Genomic DNA, 14932 nt, shown 5'->3' on the forward strand with positions numbered 1-14932 from the left:
ACCCTATGAAGAATCGTATCGTCAAACTCGTCATCGGCGCCCTGCTGCTCAGTGGCAACCTACTGCCATGGAATGCTACTGCAGATAAAAGCGGTGCCATGCCTACGACCGCTATCACGGCTTTTAGCAGTAACCAGGCCGAGCGCCTGTTGGTTCAGAGCCTGCTAGAGATCAACGATGGCAAGCTGCAACAAGCGCTAGATACAATAGACCAGCTATTGCAAGCAGTGCCAAACTTCCGCTTGGCACACTTGGTACGGGGCGACCTGCTGATGGCGTTTGCCCAGAAAAGCCCCAAAATGGATGCGACCAGCGACCCGACGCTCGGGGATTTCCGTGATGAGGCTAGGGTCCGTATTGAACGTCATCTCGCCAGCAACACGATCGCCAAAATCCCTGAACCCCTGTGGCAACTGGCGCCCGACCAACGTTATGCCATCGTCGTCGACACAACAAAATCACGACTATATGTGTATCAGAACCGTGACAACCAACTGCATTATCTGGTTGATTACTACATCACAATGGGCAAGAACGGTAGCGAGAAATTTACCGAGGGGGACAAGCGCACGCCACTTGGGCTGTATACCGCCGGACAGAAAATGTCGCGCAAACTTCCTGACTTTTATGGCGAAGCGGCCTATCCACTCAACTACCCCAATCCACTGGATCGCCAGCAAGGTAAAAAAGGGCACGGTATCTGGCTGCATGGCACGCCTAAAAATGTCTATAGTCGACCACCCAAGGCCAGCGACGGCTGTATCGTCATGACCAACCCCGACCTATTAGCACTGGCGCCAGTATTACAGAATGGCAATACCCCAGTGATTATTGCCAATGACCTGACCTGGATTACGCCAAACAAGGCATCTACAGCCAATATGCAGGCATTGAAACAGGCGATTGAAAGCTGGCGTCAAGATTGGGAATCACAAGATACAGAGCGCTATCTGAGCCACTACGACACTAATTTCTTTAGTGAAAATATCAATCTGCAACGCTGGAGCAGTGAAAAACGCCGCATCCAGTCCGCCAGTTCAAAAGTCAGCATCAGCCTATCCAACCTCAGCATGTTCCGCTATCCTAGTAGCCCTGCCACGATGGTTCAGGTGAATTTTAACCAGAATTATAAAAGCGATGTCCTCGAAAGCCGCATGCAAAAAAAGCAGTACTGGGTCTGGGACAAACAGCGCTGGAAAATTATGTATGAAGGCCCAGCATGATCACATGCCGGTTTTTTTGGAGGACTCCCCGATGCGCGCAATAAAAAGTATTGTTTTAGTACCGTTACTGTCTTTATCCTTGTTGTTTGGGATTGCTCAGGCCGCAGATAACACACCGCCCCAAATCGAGGTGCAGACTAACCAGGGCAGCTTCATTATTGAGCTGTATCCAGACAAGGCGCCGAAAACAGTCGCCAATTTTATCCAGTACGTCACCAGCGACTTTTATACAGGTACCACCTTTCATCGTACCCTTGATCGCTTCATGATCCAGGGTGGTGGCTTGACGGCTGAGATGCGGGAAAAATCGACCTTTTCTCCAATTGAAAACGAATCCAACAACGGCCTCAAGAATGAATATGGCTCAATCGCCATGGCACGTGCATTTTCGCCCCACTCAGCCACATCGCAATTTTTTATCAACCTGGCTGACAACAAGTTTCTTAACTTCCACAAACCGGAAGCGGCTTATATCGGGTATTGCGTATTTGGCAAAGTCATCAAGGGTATAGATATAGTGGAGCGTATCGGCAAGAGCCCGACCAAGGCCGTGGGCGCCCACCTGAACGTGCCGACCGAACCCGTCGTGATCGAGCGCGTAGCCTTACTTGACCAGCCCATCAATATTGCCGAGCGCCTGGACTACAAGAAAAACAAGATTGCGCAAACTGAGACACCCAAAACCAAAGGAAAGAAACCTTGATTAAATTACACACCAATTTCGGCGAAATCACCCTTGAACTGGATGCAGAAAAAGCCCCTATTACGGCGGCAAACTTCCTGCAATACGTCCAGGATGGCTTTTATGACAACACCATTTTCCACCGCGTCATTGACGGTTTCATGATTCAAGGTGGCGGCTTTACCAGTGATATGTCGCAAAAACCCACCAACCCAACCATCAAGAACGAAGCCAACAACGGCCTGCAGAACAAAAACTATACAGTTGCCATGGCACGTACGCCATCGCCTGACTCTGCAAGCAGCCAGTTCTTCATCAACGTGGCTGACAATGACTTCCTCAACTTTACTGCGCCTACTTCCCAAGGCTGGGGTTACGCAGTATTTGGCAAAGTGGTCGCGGGTACTGAAGTGATAGACCAGATCAAGAAAGTCAAAACTGGCAGCAAGAATGGTCACCAGGATGTACCGGTAGAGCCAGTTATCATCGAACGCGCTGAAGTCGTTTAAAGCTTGCTTATGAGGTCAGGTAAAGGAAATGCGCACGCACATTCGCTGTTCATTTCCGACCTGCACCTTTGCCGCTCCAGGCCCGTTATTACGGCGCAATTCCTGGCTTTTCTGCAATATCAGGCTTCTCAGGCAGAATCACTCTATATCCTAGGGGATTTTTTCGAATATTGGGCAGGTGATGATGATCTGGACCAGCACTTACCTATTATCGAAGCCTTACGCATTCTGGCCGACAACGGCACCTCTATCTTCTTCATGCATGGCAATCGCGACTTCCTGATTGGCGATCGCTTTGCGCAGGCCACGCGCATCACTCTACTGGCAGATCCGACCTTAATAGAGCTGTATGGCAGGCGCATACTACTCAGCCACGGCGATGCACTGTGTACCGATGATGTAGCCTATCAGGCCTTCCGTCAGCAGGTGCGCACCCCCGCCTGGCAACACGCATTTCTGCAACAACCTCTGGCATCCCGCAAAGCACAGATTGAAGCCTTGCGTAAACGCAGTGAACAGGAAAAGTCTGGCAAACAGGAAAGCATTATGGATGTGAATGAGGATGCCGTAGATACCCTCATCCGCCAGTTTCAGTATCCGCAGGTGTTGATCCATGGTCACACGCACAGGCCGGCATTGCATCAGCTGACCGTCGATGGGCACCAGGTGCAACGCTGGGTATTGGGTGATTGGTATGATCAGGGTAGTTGCTTGCGGGCCGATCATTCCGGCTTTACTAACCAGCCTTTATAAAGAAAACCTGAGTCAGTTGTTAGCTGACAGACAGCGCGTAACCCGGGATTTTCGACTCATCAACCTCATCAATCTGGTCTGGCTGCAAATACTGCTCTGCATATCGCAAATAGACTTTTTCACGAATAAACACATCAAACAGGTCTGGATCAATATGATGGTCCAGCTTCATATTCCCCAGTATTTGCAGAGCCTCAGATAAGCGCTTGGCTTTCTTGTAAGGCCGGTCACCAGACGTTAAGGCTTCAAAAATATCCGCAATACTCATCACTCGTGCCGGAATCGACATTTGCTCACGCGTCAGGCCACGCGGATACCCCTTGCCATCCATGCGCTCATGATGCCCTCCTGCATACTCCGGCACACGGCGCAGATCAGGCGGATAGGGCAAGGACTCCAGCATCTCTATCGTCACCACGATATGGTGATTGATGATGGATCGCTCTTCCTCAGTCAGCGTGCCTCGCTCTATGGTTAAGTTATAGATCTCTTCTTCAGTCAGAAACGGAACAGGCTGACCCAGCGCATCCTCAAGCACATATTGCCCAATGTGACGCACGCGCTGCTGATCCTCGACTGGCATCAACTCACTGCCTATATTCGCCTGCCGCAGAAAAATGCGGTCCAGCTCCAACTGCTGTAACCGTGCGGAAAACCCATGCTCCAGATCAGGCATAGCGGCATGACGACCTTGTTGCACACAGGCCAGCTTTTCTTTCAGGAATCCGCATTCAAGCTGTTTTTTCAATAACTGAAAGCGCTGGTCTATCAACTCGATACGGTCAAAAATGGTGGATAACTTGGTCGGCTTATCCATCACGGCTTCTGGCGTCGTCACCTTGCCACAGTCATGCAACCATGCCGCAATCCTTAGTTCATCCACTTCCTTGCTGCTCATGCTGAACCCACTGATGGGCCCCACACTGGTCCGGCTCGCGGCCTCAGCCAGCATCATTGTCAGCTCGGGCACGCGCCGGCAATGCCCGCCCGTATACGGAGATTTCGCATCAATCGCGCCAGCAATCAGTTGTATAAATGCCTCAAACAGGCTTTTCAGGCCAGTGATTAATTGCTGATTAGTCAAGGCAACCGCAGCCTGTGATGCCAGTGATTCCACCAGCCGCTGGCTGGCCAGGGAAAATGGCATGATGTCGCCGGTATCAGGATCCTGTGCATTGATCAATTGCAATATTCCGATGATTTCATTTTCATGATTCTTCATCGGCACTGTGAGGAACGAGCAAGAGCGATAGCCTGTGGCTTGATCAAATTCCCGCGTACCAGAAAAATCGAACCCATCCACCGCATAGGCATCGTCTATATTGACAGTACACCCGTTCAGACTGCTATAGGCGGCCACCATGTGGTGGTTAGGACTTCCATCATTCAGATAAAGTGGTAAGGAGGGAAAGGGGATATCAATGCCAGTCGTCCCGCCCATAGCAATATTGAGTGAGCGCGTACGCATGATTTCAAACCGCAGTTGCTGATCTTCAGTCACGGTATAGAGAGTGCCGCCATCGGCGTTGGTCATCTCCTTGGCACTGATCACTATCATTTCCAGCAAACGTTTGTGGTCATGCTCTGAAGAAAGCGCAATGCCGATCGCATGAAGCTGCTCTAGCTGCTGCAAAAGAACACTCTGGTCCGTCATGCGCTACTCCCCTTGAATCGGTAATGTCAGCCAACCCTAAGGGCTGAGGGAAAACTCCATCCTCACCCCAGCCAACTCAATAATATCGCCATGCCCCAATGCATGGGCCTGAACACCTACTGCATGACCATTTAACACCGGACGTCCTTCCCCTTCCACATGGGCAAGGAAATAGCCATGCGGGCGTCTGGTAATCACCGCTACCTGCACGCCGCTTTTCCCCAAGGTAGTCAAGCTCTTGTGTAACACCATCTGCTTCCCGGCGCTGGCCCCGCTCAATACCTGTATTTTGGCACTCTGTAATTGACTGACTGGCGCCAACAGGGGAACGGTATTGATGACTGCAGCTTGCCCAAGCTCATCGTCCAAAGAAGTCTCGCTCGGCTCAACCACCTGCTCTACTTGCGCCTCAGGAGCAGCATCCGCCATCGCTTGATTGATCAATGGCATGACCAGTATGGTTTGTTCAAAACCGCGACTGGCGGCAAGACCCTCTTCCCGATATTCAATCTGGTGCCGACCCAGACCTATCCTGTCACCATCCTGCAACCAGTGCTGCTTGACGGGCTGACCATTCACCAATGTCCCATTCGTGCTGCCCGCGTCCTCAATGTAGGACTGATCACCAGCCGTGACAACCACCGCATGCTCACCACTGATGGCAAGGTTTTCAAGGCGGATATCGTTATTGGGTCGCCGCCCTATCGTCAATCGCTCTTTATCCAGTGGAAACTCGGCCAGAAAATCACCTTCCAGTGTCAGTACAAGCTTTGCCATAAATACCCGATTCCTACCTGTTTAATCACTTGCACCCCATACTCCCATGACAGGCCATTTCAAAATGCGCGGCATAACACTTCACATGGCATGTGCATAAACCTTGAATTTGTTATTTTTTACTGACTGCTCAGAATATGACCAATCTTACCCAACATTACAAGCAATTACCGACAAAAAAATAGCCAGCTTGCGGCTGGCTATTTGTCATCTCCAATACTGGCGAACTATCTCCGGTTCCGCTGAAACTCATCAGGACGGGCTTCAGCAGCAATCTTGTCGAGCACACCGTTCACATATTTGTGGCCATCCGTGCCGCCATATAGCTTGGCCAGCTCTACACCCTCATTAATTGCCACGCGATAAGGAATGGTAACGTCATAGATCAGCTCATAAGCAGCAATACAGAGAATGGCATGTTCTATCGGGCTCAACTCAGATACCTGGCGATCCAGCGAGCCCACCAAACGAGCATCCAGCACGCTCATATTCGAGGCGACACCTTCCAGCAGCTGACGGAAATACTCATCATCCGCCTTGTCAAAATCGGGATCATCCGCCAGCTCACGCATGATGTCGCGCACTGCTTTCTGGTTCATCAGACCCAGGTAAATTCCCTTGAGCACCAACTCCCGTGATTTACGGCGACTGCGTGCAGCCTTGACAGGTTTGGGACGCGCAGCAGCGTCAGGCTGGTTATTATCAATATCGCTCATAGCTGCTTCAGTAAGTTGATCATCTCAACCACAACAGTTGCAGCTTCGGCGCCCTTCACTGCCATACGCTCTTCTGCCTGCTCATCAGTTTCTGTGGTGAGAATGGCATTGGCTACGGGGATACCCGTGTTCAATTGCACATCAGAAATGCCGCGGGCGGATTCATTGGAAACGACCTCAAAATGATAGGTCTCCCCACGGATGATCGCACCCAGCGCAATCAATCCGTCAAACTGCTCGCTATCGGCCATTTGCAGGAGAATGGCTGGCGTTTCAAGCGCACCTGGCACGGTTGCCAGGGTAATGTCATTATCGGCCACACCCAGCTTCACCAACTCTGCCACGCAGGCTTGCAACAGGCCTTCGCCAATATTGCTGTTAAAGCGTGACAATACAATGCCAATACGCAAATCCTTGCCGTTCAAATCTACTGCTATTTTCTTCATGATCTCGTTCCGTCAGGTACGCGGCCCATGCCGCGTCATTGAAAATGATTCAGGGGATGCCCTGATTAATCAAGATATTTTACCACGTAGCGACTTTATGCACGCGCTGAGATTTCAGCATGGCGAAAACAATCGATAGTGTGATCGTTGACCATACCGGTTGCCTGCATGAATGCATAACAAATCGTAGAACCAACGAATTTAAATCCCCGCTTGATCAAAGTCTTGGACATCTGATCTGACACCAGCGTTTTGGCTGGCACCTGGGAAACATCCGACCAGGCGTTGTGCACTGGCTCGCCGCCTACGAATTCCCACAGGTACTGATTTAGACTGCCATACTGCGCCTGGATTTCCAGCGCAATACGCGCATTGCCAATGGTAGAAGCCACCTTGAGCCGGTTGCGCACTATGCCTGCATCTGCCAACAGACTATCCACCTTGGCCTGATCGTAAGCGGCTACTTTAGCGATCTCAAAATCATCAAACACCTGACGATAGTGCGCGCGTTTTTTCAGGATAGTGCTCCAGCTCAGGCCTGCCTGGGCACCTTCCAGCGTGAGGAATTCAAACAAGGTACGGTCATCATGAACCGGCACACCCCACTCATGATCATGATAAACAATATCGAGTGGGGCCTTGGCCCATAGACAACGCGAACGAGCGGGATGGCTCACAACAAACACCTCTGGCCGATTTAATGGAACAGGATAACGGCTTTCTGCAAGGTATTCCATATGCCATAACTAATCGGAATGCCTACCGCTACCCATACCACCACCGTCAGAACGGTACTGCTTTTGTGCGTGCCCTGCTGGCTGGCTGCCGCCAGCGACTTCTCATGAGAGATTTTCTTTTCAGCCTCAAGCTCGGCTGGTGTCATGTAATGTTTTTCAGCCACTGGACGCACCAGTAAGTTGCACACCAGCCCAATCAACAAAAGCGCAGCCAGCACATACATGATCATGTTGTAGGCATGATCTGCAGGCACGCCATGATCCAACTGATAGTCGCGTAGGTAATTCACCGTGACTGGCCCAAGCACGCCTGCAGTTGCCCATGCTGTCAGCAAGCGGCCATGAATCGCGCCTACATGCTGAGTGCCAAAGATATCGGCAAGATAGGCAGGAATCGTCGAGAATCCACCGCCATACATGGTGAGGATAACGCAGAACAATCCTGCAAACAGCGCCACACTGCCGATATCTCCCGCCCAGGGTGACAGGATGTACAGCACAAAACCCAGCGCAAAAAATATGATATAGGTCAGCTTGCGCCCAAGAAAATCAGAGCATGACGCCCAGCCAATCCGTCCCAGGATATTGAAGAAGGACAACAAGCCGGCAAAACCCGCTCCAATGGCCGCCACCTGCAGTTTCTGGTCCAGGCTCAGCTCAGCCAGTTTCAGCGGCTCACCTATGAGCAATCCCCCAAACACCTCCTGCAACATCGGAGAAGCCATGCCAATCACGCCTATGCCCGCACTCACATTCAGGCACAGCACACTCCAGAGTAACCAGAACTGTGGCGTTTTATGCGCTTGATTCACATGCACATGGCGTGAGGTAATCATCGCTTTGCCATTATTCGCTGGCGGAGTCCAGCCTTCAGGTTTCCAGCCATTGGCGGGCACGCGATAGCCGAGCGAGCCTATCATCATGGCGACAAAATATAATACGCCCATGGTGGCAAAGGTTTCCCAGACACCAATCGATGTCGGTGTTGCGAAGTAATTCATCAGGGTATTGGCTAAGGGTGCGCCTATCATGGCACCACCACCGAACCCCATGATGGCCATACCGGTTGCCATCCCCCTGCGATCAGGGAACCACTTGATCAGGCTTGAAACTGGCGAAATGTATCCCAGCCCCAAACCAATCCCGCCAATCACACCCGAGCCTAACCACATTAACCAGAGCTGGTGTGTGTATACCCCAATCGCCGAGATTAGCAGGCCACCGCCCCAACACAGCGCGGCCACTGCCCCCGCCTTGCGTGGGCCTGCATGCTCCAGCCAATGCCCAAACACAGCAGCTGAGGAGCCAAGAAAAACAAAAAACAGAGTATACATCCAGCCCAGATCACTGACCTTCCAGTCGCAACTCGTTGTAATGGTGCGCATCCAGAAACTGATATCCTCGCCACACGCAAGCGGCTCCTTGATACCCAAGGCCTTGGACAGCGGCAACCAGAAGACACTGAAACCATACGCCATACCAATGGACAAATGCACCGCCAATGCAGCAGGCGGCACCAACCAGCGGTTATAGCCCGGCGCAGCAGTAATGCGCTCTTTGGAGAAAAAACCAGACATCAGACACCCCTTATTTAATCAATAATCAGCAAGCAATCACCGCCACTGCCAAGATCGAAACAATTTGTTACAAATACTCATATAAATTGGGAAAAACTGCAATGCCTGAGTCTATTTAATCTTGTTCATCAATCTGTCATATTAGCGTCATATATTGCTCGTCATTCAACCACTCAAGGAAACCTCCAAATGCCAGCCAATATACTGGTAGTAGAAGACGAACCAGCGATACAGGAATTGCTTGCCCTGAACCTGACCCAGGCCGGCCACAACCCAGTGCGCGCACTGAGTGTGGAGCAGGCACAGATGCTGATTCGCGAGACCCTGCCTGACCTTATCCTGCTCGACTGGATGCTGCCTGGCATGAGCGGTATTGAGTTTGCACGCAAGCTGAAAGGCGATGAGCTGACAAAGTCCATCCCCATCATCATGCTTACAGCACGTGGCGAAGAAGCAGACAAAGTACGTGGGCTGGAAGTGGGTGCGGATGATTACGTCACCAAACCCTTCAGCCCGCGTGAACTCAATGCCAGAATCAAGGCCGTATTACGCCGTCGTGCACCTCAAATGACAGATGACCCGATTGAAGCGGGCGGCCTCAGGCTGGATCCAATGACGCACCGGGTGTCAGGCAATGGAAAAACCCTGGAACTGGGTCCGACAGAATTCCGTTTGCTGCATTACTTAATGTCCAATCCGGAACGCGTGCATTCTCGCACTCAAGTGCTGGATCGCGTCTGGGGCGACCGCGTATTTGTCGAAGACCGTACCGTGGATGTGCACATCCGCCGCCTGCGACGCGCACTTACAGAGTCCGGGCATGAAGAATTTATCCAGACTGTGCGTGGTGTTGGCTACCGTTTCTCCGCTCAGTAGATCATAATAAGCGCCTGATTCTTACAAGAACAACTTCGTGCAAGATATTCGATGGAAAGCCCTGTGGCTCGGTTTGGCCACAGTATTCATTTGCCTGATCATCTGGGCAGCCACGGACGCCATGACTGCACTTGCGGTCTTTGCTGCGGCCATCCTGCTTTATCTGATCAGCCATTTGTTCTGGTTGCACAAGCTATTGCAGTGGTTCAAGAAGCCAGATCTCAACTCGATGCCCATAGGTGCAGGTATCTGGGAAGATGTGTTTGCCGCGATCTATTATGAAAAACGTCGCCATAGCAGGAGCCAGGCACAAATCAGCTCTGCGCTGGATCGTTTTCGCCACGCCGCCAGCGCCTTGCCAGATGGTGTGGTCTTGCTGAATGGCAACGACCAGATCGAATGGTGTAACCCCACGGCTGAACACCAGCTCGGCTTATCCATGAAGCAGGATGCCGGTCAGCCCATCAGTTATCTGGTCAGGCCGGTAGACTTTATCCAGTATCTTCATCGTCAGGATTATTCCGAACCCATCAAACTTAAATCATGGCGTAATGCAGGCGCCACGCTGGAAATACAGCTGGTACCCTTTGGCGCCAACCAGAAATTATTGCTATCGCGCGATATCAGCCAGGTGGAAAAGCTCGAAACCATGCGGCGAGATTTTATTGCCAACGTCTCCCATGAGATGCGTACCCCGCTTACGGTCGTCGGTGGCTTTATTGAAACATTGATGGATATGGAAGGTGCAGTGCCTGAAAGTACACGCAGTTACTTCAGCATGATGCAGGAACAAACCAACCGCATGCGGCGCCTGATTGAAGACCTGCTGACCTTATCCCAGCTGGAGAATAGTCCGGAAGCACCGCAGGAAAGTGAGATTGATCTCTCAGCCCTGCTTAACATGCTCCTGCATGAAGGCAATAGCCTGAGCCAGAACCAGCACCACATCACGCTGGACCCGGTCGAACCCGGCCTGTTTATCAAAGGCGCCCCGGAAGAGCTGCACAGTGCCCTCGGCAATCTGGTCAGCAATGCCGTACGCTATACACCCAAGGGTGAATCTATCTCGCTGAAGCTGCTGCTACGTGGCACCAATGTTATTTTCAGCGTGTGTGATACCGGCATTGGCATTGAGCAACAGCATATAGATCGTCTCACCGAGCGCTTTTATCGGGTTGATCGTAGCCGCTCACGTGAAACTGGCGGAACCGGGCTGGGCCTGTCTATCGTCAAGCATATTTTGACGCGCCATCAAGGTCACCTTGAGATCGAAAGTGAAGCAGGCAAAGGCAGTATCTTCAGTGCCGTCCTGCCCCAATCCCGCCTGATCCGAAAAACCGTCGCATCAGTTGATTCGCTGCCTTGATTCGAGTTGCTCCCAACCCTGCCGGTAGACGCGTATATCCGCCCCCCGGATGCGCGCAGCATTGAATAACTTGCGCGCGCGCATTGAATCCAGCCGGATGCCGTAGCCTGCGTACATAAAATCCGCCATGGGCGCATTACTCTGACGGAAAAATCCCCACTGGGGCGAACTGCTGTAAAAACTTTCCACAAAACTGGTCACGCCCATCACGACATAACGCCCCTCTCCCAAATCAGCCAACCATGGCCCACCGGAATCGCCCAAAGTCGGCATTGGCAAACTTGGGATATATTCACCCTCATGATCCAGCCGATTCACGGCGAGCAGCGTATCCAATGTAGAAATAGCGCTGGCCTTGCTTTCAAACTGGGTACGATATCGCGCATAAAACAATGGATCCAATGCTTCATAGCGGGCAGGCACAAAAGCAGAAAACTCCGCGCTGGCCTCGTGCAAGGTTTTGCTGGCGCACCGTAATATATCTGGGGGATTATCCGAGGCACCAAAGCCATAACCGCATAACAATGCCCTGGCTTGTGGATGATCCAGTAACACCGGCGCAATCAGCTTGGTATCCGTGAGCTGGAGATCAAATACCAAGACTGCCAGGTCATCAATCAGGTTGCCCCGCACTTTGTCGAACTCCGGGAAAATGGCTTGTGTGAGTATTGCTGACTGTATTGCAGGCTGATCCGCTTGGGCAATGCGTACCAGTGGGAGTTGATTTACTGGATTCAGGCTCACTTCACGCAGGCAATGGGCAGCCGTCAGCAAGGTTAAGGGCGCAACGCCTACGACGACTGCGCTACACTGGCTATGACTGATCTTCCATTCTTGAGCATATTCACGCCAAGTCCGATGTTCAAACACCAGTTGAACCGTCGACACACCGACAGCAGGCATGCCATCCATGATGGCATTTGCCTCAGAAAAAGGCAGCATCAAGCCTATCAAGGCCAGCCCTCTTAGCATTACGGAAGTGATCAACGCGTTCATTTCAATCTCCTTGCACTGCCTGCCTGAAGACCTACATTGGCGATTTACTGCTTTATTTCACTCCATTACACCCCATCAATCAAGCTACCGTGGTGCAAACATGATAATCATCATGCCAGCTATGGCCACCATGACCCCGACAATATCCCAGGCACTGGGACGTATGCCATCCACCAGCCAGAGCCAGCCCAGGGCGACAAAAATATAGACGCCACCATACGCCGCATAGACTCGCCCAGCAGCATTGGGATGCAAACTCAGCAACCAGGCAAACAAGGCAAGACTGAGAGCCGCAGGTAACAACAACCATACCGACCCGCCTTTTTTCAGCCACAGATAAGGCAGATAGCAGCCTACAATCTCAGCCAGGGCGGTCACAACAAATAACAAGAAAGTTTTTAATATCATCCCGATGGGCATGCAATAGCTGAATACCTACATTATAAACACGCGCTTCATTTTCATAAGCACCATAGTGCTCTAGTTGCATTCACGCCTTTCTACTCCACACTCCATCAATCGCCAATCATCTTTACCCAAGCGGATAACATTGCCATTCATTCAGCCCAATCCCCGGCGAAAGCGTCTTTACTTCACTGCTAACGCTAACTTGCCCCAGCTGTTGATAAATCCACACACATCCATCTTATTGTGTGAATTGGGACAGATTGTTTTGTTAGCAACAGGCGATTAACCGCTTGCACCCCAGGCTTAAAACCAAAAATACATTAAAAATCATATAACTATAAAACCACCACTTGTCATCAATTAGTGGCACGGCGCTTGCGATACCTATCTGTCATTCAAAAAAACAGGGATCTTCCGTGAACATCTTGAATCGCTCAAATCTGCTGAATACCATGTCCTTGTTTATCCTGCTTGCATTACCCGCGCTTGCATCTGCTGCAGATGAAACGGCGCAAGCATTGATCACGGCTATCAAAAAACCAACCGTAATAGTGACCAATACCGTTGTAGATAAGTCTACGCGCCCCATTCCAGATGCAAGCAAAGATCGTCCGGGCAAAATCGATAGCGCTGTGATTCACCTTGCACCACATCCCGGCGCTCACTTCACAAGCCATCAGTATGCAGACGTCACGACCACGCATTACCCACCAGTCGGCATCCATGCGCTGGCCAAGGTGAGATAAAGCAACACTTAATAAAATCAACGAAAACCAAACCTGATTCATACACTGATGAGGATACGCATGCAATTCAAGATAAAACCGATTCTGGCCGCCGCGATGCTGACACTAGCCAGCTCAGCATCCTATGCTCTGGATGGCGTCAATCAGCCTCTACTAAAAGCCATTGACCTGAAACTGGAAGCCATACAGCCAGAGATCATTGCCTTACGCCAAGACATCCATCAGCATCCAGAACTTGGCAACCGTGAAGTCCGAACCAGCCAACTGGTGACAGATCGCCTGCGCAAACTGGGATTGGAAGTCAAAAGCGGTGTAGGTGTCACTGGAGTAGTCGCAGTCCTCAAGGGCGGCAAACCAGGTCCAGTGGTTGCGCTGCGCTCAGAACTGGATGCCTTGCCCGTGGTGGAGAAAACTGGCTTGCCTTATGCATCCTCTGCCAAGGCAGAATACAACGGCGAGAACGTAGGGGTGATGCACGCCTGTGGCCATGATGGTCACATTGCCATTCTCCTGGGCGTAGCAGAAGCGCTGGCTGCCAATCGGGAAAAGCTCGCTGGCACAGTGAAATTCATCTTTCAACCGGCAGAAGAGGGGCCTCCCAATGGCGAGGCAGGTGGCGCATCGTTAATGATCAAAGAAGGCGCACTGGAGAATCCACGCCCGGGCGCTATCTTCATGTTGCATGTGGGGCCTGGAGAAACAGGAAGCCTGAGTGTCACCAAAGGCCCAACCGCGGCCAGCTCTGATCATTTCACGGCAAAAATCACTGGTGTGCAGACCCATGGCGCTTCACCCTGGCGTGGTATAGACCCTGTGCCGATTGCGGCCGAGGTCATTCTGGCACTGCAGCAAATCCCCAGCCGCCAGACCGACCTGATCGCCAACAAACCGCCCGTGATTAGCATTGGACGAGTCGATGGCGGGATACGCCACAATATCATTCCTGAATCCATCAGTCTGGATGGCACATTGCGCGCGAAATCCAATTCGCAACGAGAGGATGTGCTCAATCGCATACAGCGTATCACTGAGCATGTTGCTGCTGCACATGGTGCCAAGGGAGAGTTCATCCTCGATCATCACCATTGGCCCGCTGGATTTAATGATCCTGCACTGGTAGATAAAGTACTGCCCAGCCTGCAAAGTGCAGCCAAGGCTTCTGGAAAAAGCGTGAAAGTAGATAGCAATTCTGGATATTACGGCGAAGACTTCTGGGAATTTGCAAAAGTCATCCCAGGCTTGGCGTTTGGTCTGGGCGTCACCCCAGCACAAGTACCGCTGGAAAAAGCAGCGGGCAATCACTCTCCCTACTTCCTGCTGGACGACAGTGCACTGATCGTGGGCCAGAAAGCCTTTGTGCGCATCGTACTCGACTACCTCGCGCAGGGAGGCTATAAGCTTCCTCCAGTTCAGCAACCATAACCTGCCTGGTCAAATAAAAAAGCCAGCAATGCTGGCTTTTTTAT

At 51.5% G+C, this 14932-nt stretch carries 16 protein-coding genes; 8 read left to right on the forward strand and 8 right to left on the reverse strand.

Going from position 1 to position 14932, the window contains the following annotated elements; all coding sequences use genetic code 11:
• The first annotated feature begins 5 nt into the window (after nucleotides 1-5).
• From LG201_RS08175 to LG201_RS08190, 4 genes are read left to right on the forward strand one after another with little or no spacing between them, the layout of a single operon-like run.
• The gene (locus LG201_RS08175; RefSeq protein ID WP_226771663.1) at nucleotides 6-1223 is read left to right on the forward strand and encodes a L,D-transpeptidase family protein; all 1218 of its coding nucleotides are present in this window, start codon (nucleotides 6-8) and stop codon (nucleotides 1221-1223) included.
• Nucleotides 1224-1227: 4 nt separating this feature from the next.
• On the forward strand, nucleotides 1228-1926 hold the full coding sequence (locus LG201_RS08180; RefSeq protein WP_226771664.1) for a peptidylprolyl isomerase: 699 nt from the start codon (nucleotides 1228-1230) through the stop codon (nucleotides 1924-1926).
• Entirely contained in the window at nucleotides 1923-2414 is a 492-nt protein-coding gene (locus LG201_RS08185; RefSeq protein ID WP_226771665.1) for a peptidylprolyl isomerase, read from the forward strand. The genes LG201_RS08180 and LG201_RS08185 overlap by 4 nt, the downstream gene beginning before the upstream one ends.
• Before the next feature lie 9 nt (nucleotides 2415-2423).
• Nucleotides 2424-3167: a UDP-2,3-diacylglucosamine diphosphatase gene (locus LG201_RS08190; protein WP_226771666.1), complete on the forward strand. Its 744-nt coding sequence runs from the start codon at nucleotides 2424-2426 to the stop codon at nucleotides 3165-3167.
• 19 nt (nucleotides 3168-3186) lie between these two features.
• On the opposite strand, the gene LG201_RS08195 is transcribed toward LG201_RS08190, so the two are convergent.
• From LG201_RS08195 to LG201_RS08220, 6 genes are all read right to left on the reverse strand, one after another.
• Complete coding sequence (locus LG201_RS08195; RefSeq protein ID WP_226771667.1) at nucleotides 3187-4821, reverse strand: HD family phosphohydrolase; 1635 nt, start codon at nucleotides 4819-4821, stop codon at nucleotides 3187-3189.
• A 36-nt stretch (nucleotides 4822-4857) separates the two neighbouring features.
• Nucleotides 4858-5598 (reverse strand): FHA domain-containing protein, encoded by a 741-nt coding sequence (locus LG201_RS08200; RefSeq protein ID WP_226771668.1) that lies wholly within the window; start codon nucleotides 5596-5598, stop codon nucleotides 4858-4860.
• A gap of 227 nt (nucleotides 5599-5825) precedes the next feature.
• Entirely contained in the window at nucleotides 5826-6314 is a 489-nt protein-coding gene (gene nusB, locus LG201_RS08205; RefSeq protein WP_226771669.1) for a transcription antitermination factor NusB, read from the reverse strand.
• Complete coding sequence (gene ribH, locus LG201_RS08210; protein WP_226771670.1) at nucleotides 6311-6760, reverse strand: 6,7-dimethyl-8-ribityllumazine synthase; 450 nt, start codon at nucleotides 6758-6760, stop codon at nucleotides 6311-6313. The genes nusB and ribH overlap by 4 nt, the downstream gene beginning before the upstream one ends.
• A 95-nt stretch (nucleotides 6761-6855) precedes the next feature.
• Nucleotides 6856-7437 carry a DNA-3-methyladenine glycosylase I gene (locus LG201_RS08215; RefSeq protein WP_226771671.1) on the reverse strand — a complete coding sequence of 194 codons (582 nt, stop codon included), beginning with the start codon at nucleotides 7435-7437 and terminating at the stop codon, nucleotides 6856-6858.
• Between the two features lie 20 nt (nucleotides 7438-7457).
• Nucleotides 7458-9074 carry an OFA family MFS transporter gene (locus LG201_RS08220; protein ID WP_226771672.1) on the reverse strand — a complete coding sequence of 539 codons (1617 nt, stop codon included), beginning with the start codon at nucleotides 9072-9074 and terminating at the stop codon, nucleotides 7458-7460.
• A gap of 189 nt (nucleotides 9075-9263) precedes the next feature.
• Here LG201_RS08220 and phoB point away from each other — a divergent pair, with 189 nt between their 5' ends.
• Nucleotides 9264-9950 carry a phosphate regulon transcriptional regulator PhoB gene (gene phoB / locus LG201_RS08225; RefSeq protein ID WP_226771673.1) on the forward strand — a complete coding sequence of 229 codons (687 nt, stop codon included), beginning with the start codon at nucleotides 9264-9266 and terminating at the stop codon, nucleotides 9948-9950.
• A 37-nt stretch (nucleotides 9951-9987) separates the two neighbouring features.
• The gene (phoR, locus tag LG201_RS08230; protein ID WP_226771674.1) at nucleotides 9988-11316 is read left to right on the forward strand and encodes a phosphate regulon sensor histidine kinase PhoR; all 1329 of its coding nucleotides are present in this window, start codon (nucleotides 9988-9990) and stop codon (nucleotides 11314-11316) included.
• On the opposite strand, the gene LG201_RS08235 is transcribed toward phoR, so the two are convergent.
• Nucleotides 11296-12312 (reverse strand): S1 family peptidase, encoded by a 1017-nt coding sequence (locus LG201_RS08235; protein ID WP_226771675.1) that lies wholly within the window; start codon nucleotides 12310-12312, stop codon nucleotides 11296-11298. The two genes, phoR and LG201_RS08235, sit on opposite strands and share 21 nt — an antisense overlap.
• Before the next feature lie 84 nt (nucleotides 12313-12396).
• On the reverse strand, nucleotides 12397-12720 hold the full coding sequence (locus tag LG201_RS08240; RefSeq protein ID WP_226771676.1) for a YnfA family protein: 324 nt from the start codon (nucleotides 12718-12720) through the stop codon (nucleotides 12397-12399).
• 416 nt (nucleotides 12721-13136) lie between these two features.
• Here LG201_RS08240 and LG201_RS08245 point away from each other — a divergent pair, with 416 nt between their 5' ends.
• Together LG201_RS08245 and LG201_RS08250 are read left to right on the forward strand one after the other, a co-directional pair.
• On the forward strand, nucleotides 13137-13466 hold the full coding sequence (locus tag LG201_RS08245; RefSeq protein ID WP_226771677.1) for a hypothetical protein: 330 nt from the start codon (nucleotides 13137-13139) through the stop codon (nucleotides 13464-13466).
• Between the two features lie 60 nt (nucleotides 13467-13526).
• The gene (locus LG201_RS08250; RefSeq protein ID WP_226771678.1) at nucleotides 13527-14888 is read left to right on the forward strand and encodes an amidohydrolase; all 1362 of its coding nucleotides are present in this window, start codon (nucleotides 13527-13529) and stop codon (nucleotides 14886-14888) included.
• Nucleotides 14889-14932 lie beyond the last annotated feature (44 nt).

This window comes from Methylobacillus gramineus, assembly GCF_020532675.1.
Lineage (GTDB): Bacteria > Pseudomonadota > Gammaproteobacteria > Burkholderiales > Methylophilaceae > Methylobacillus > Methylobacillus gramineus.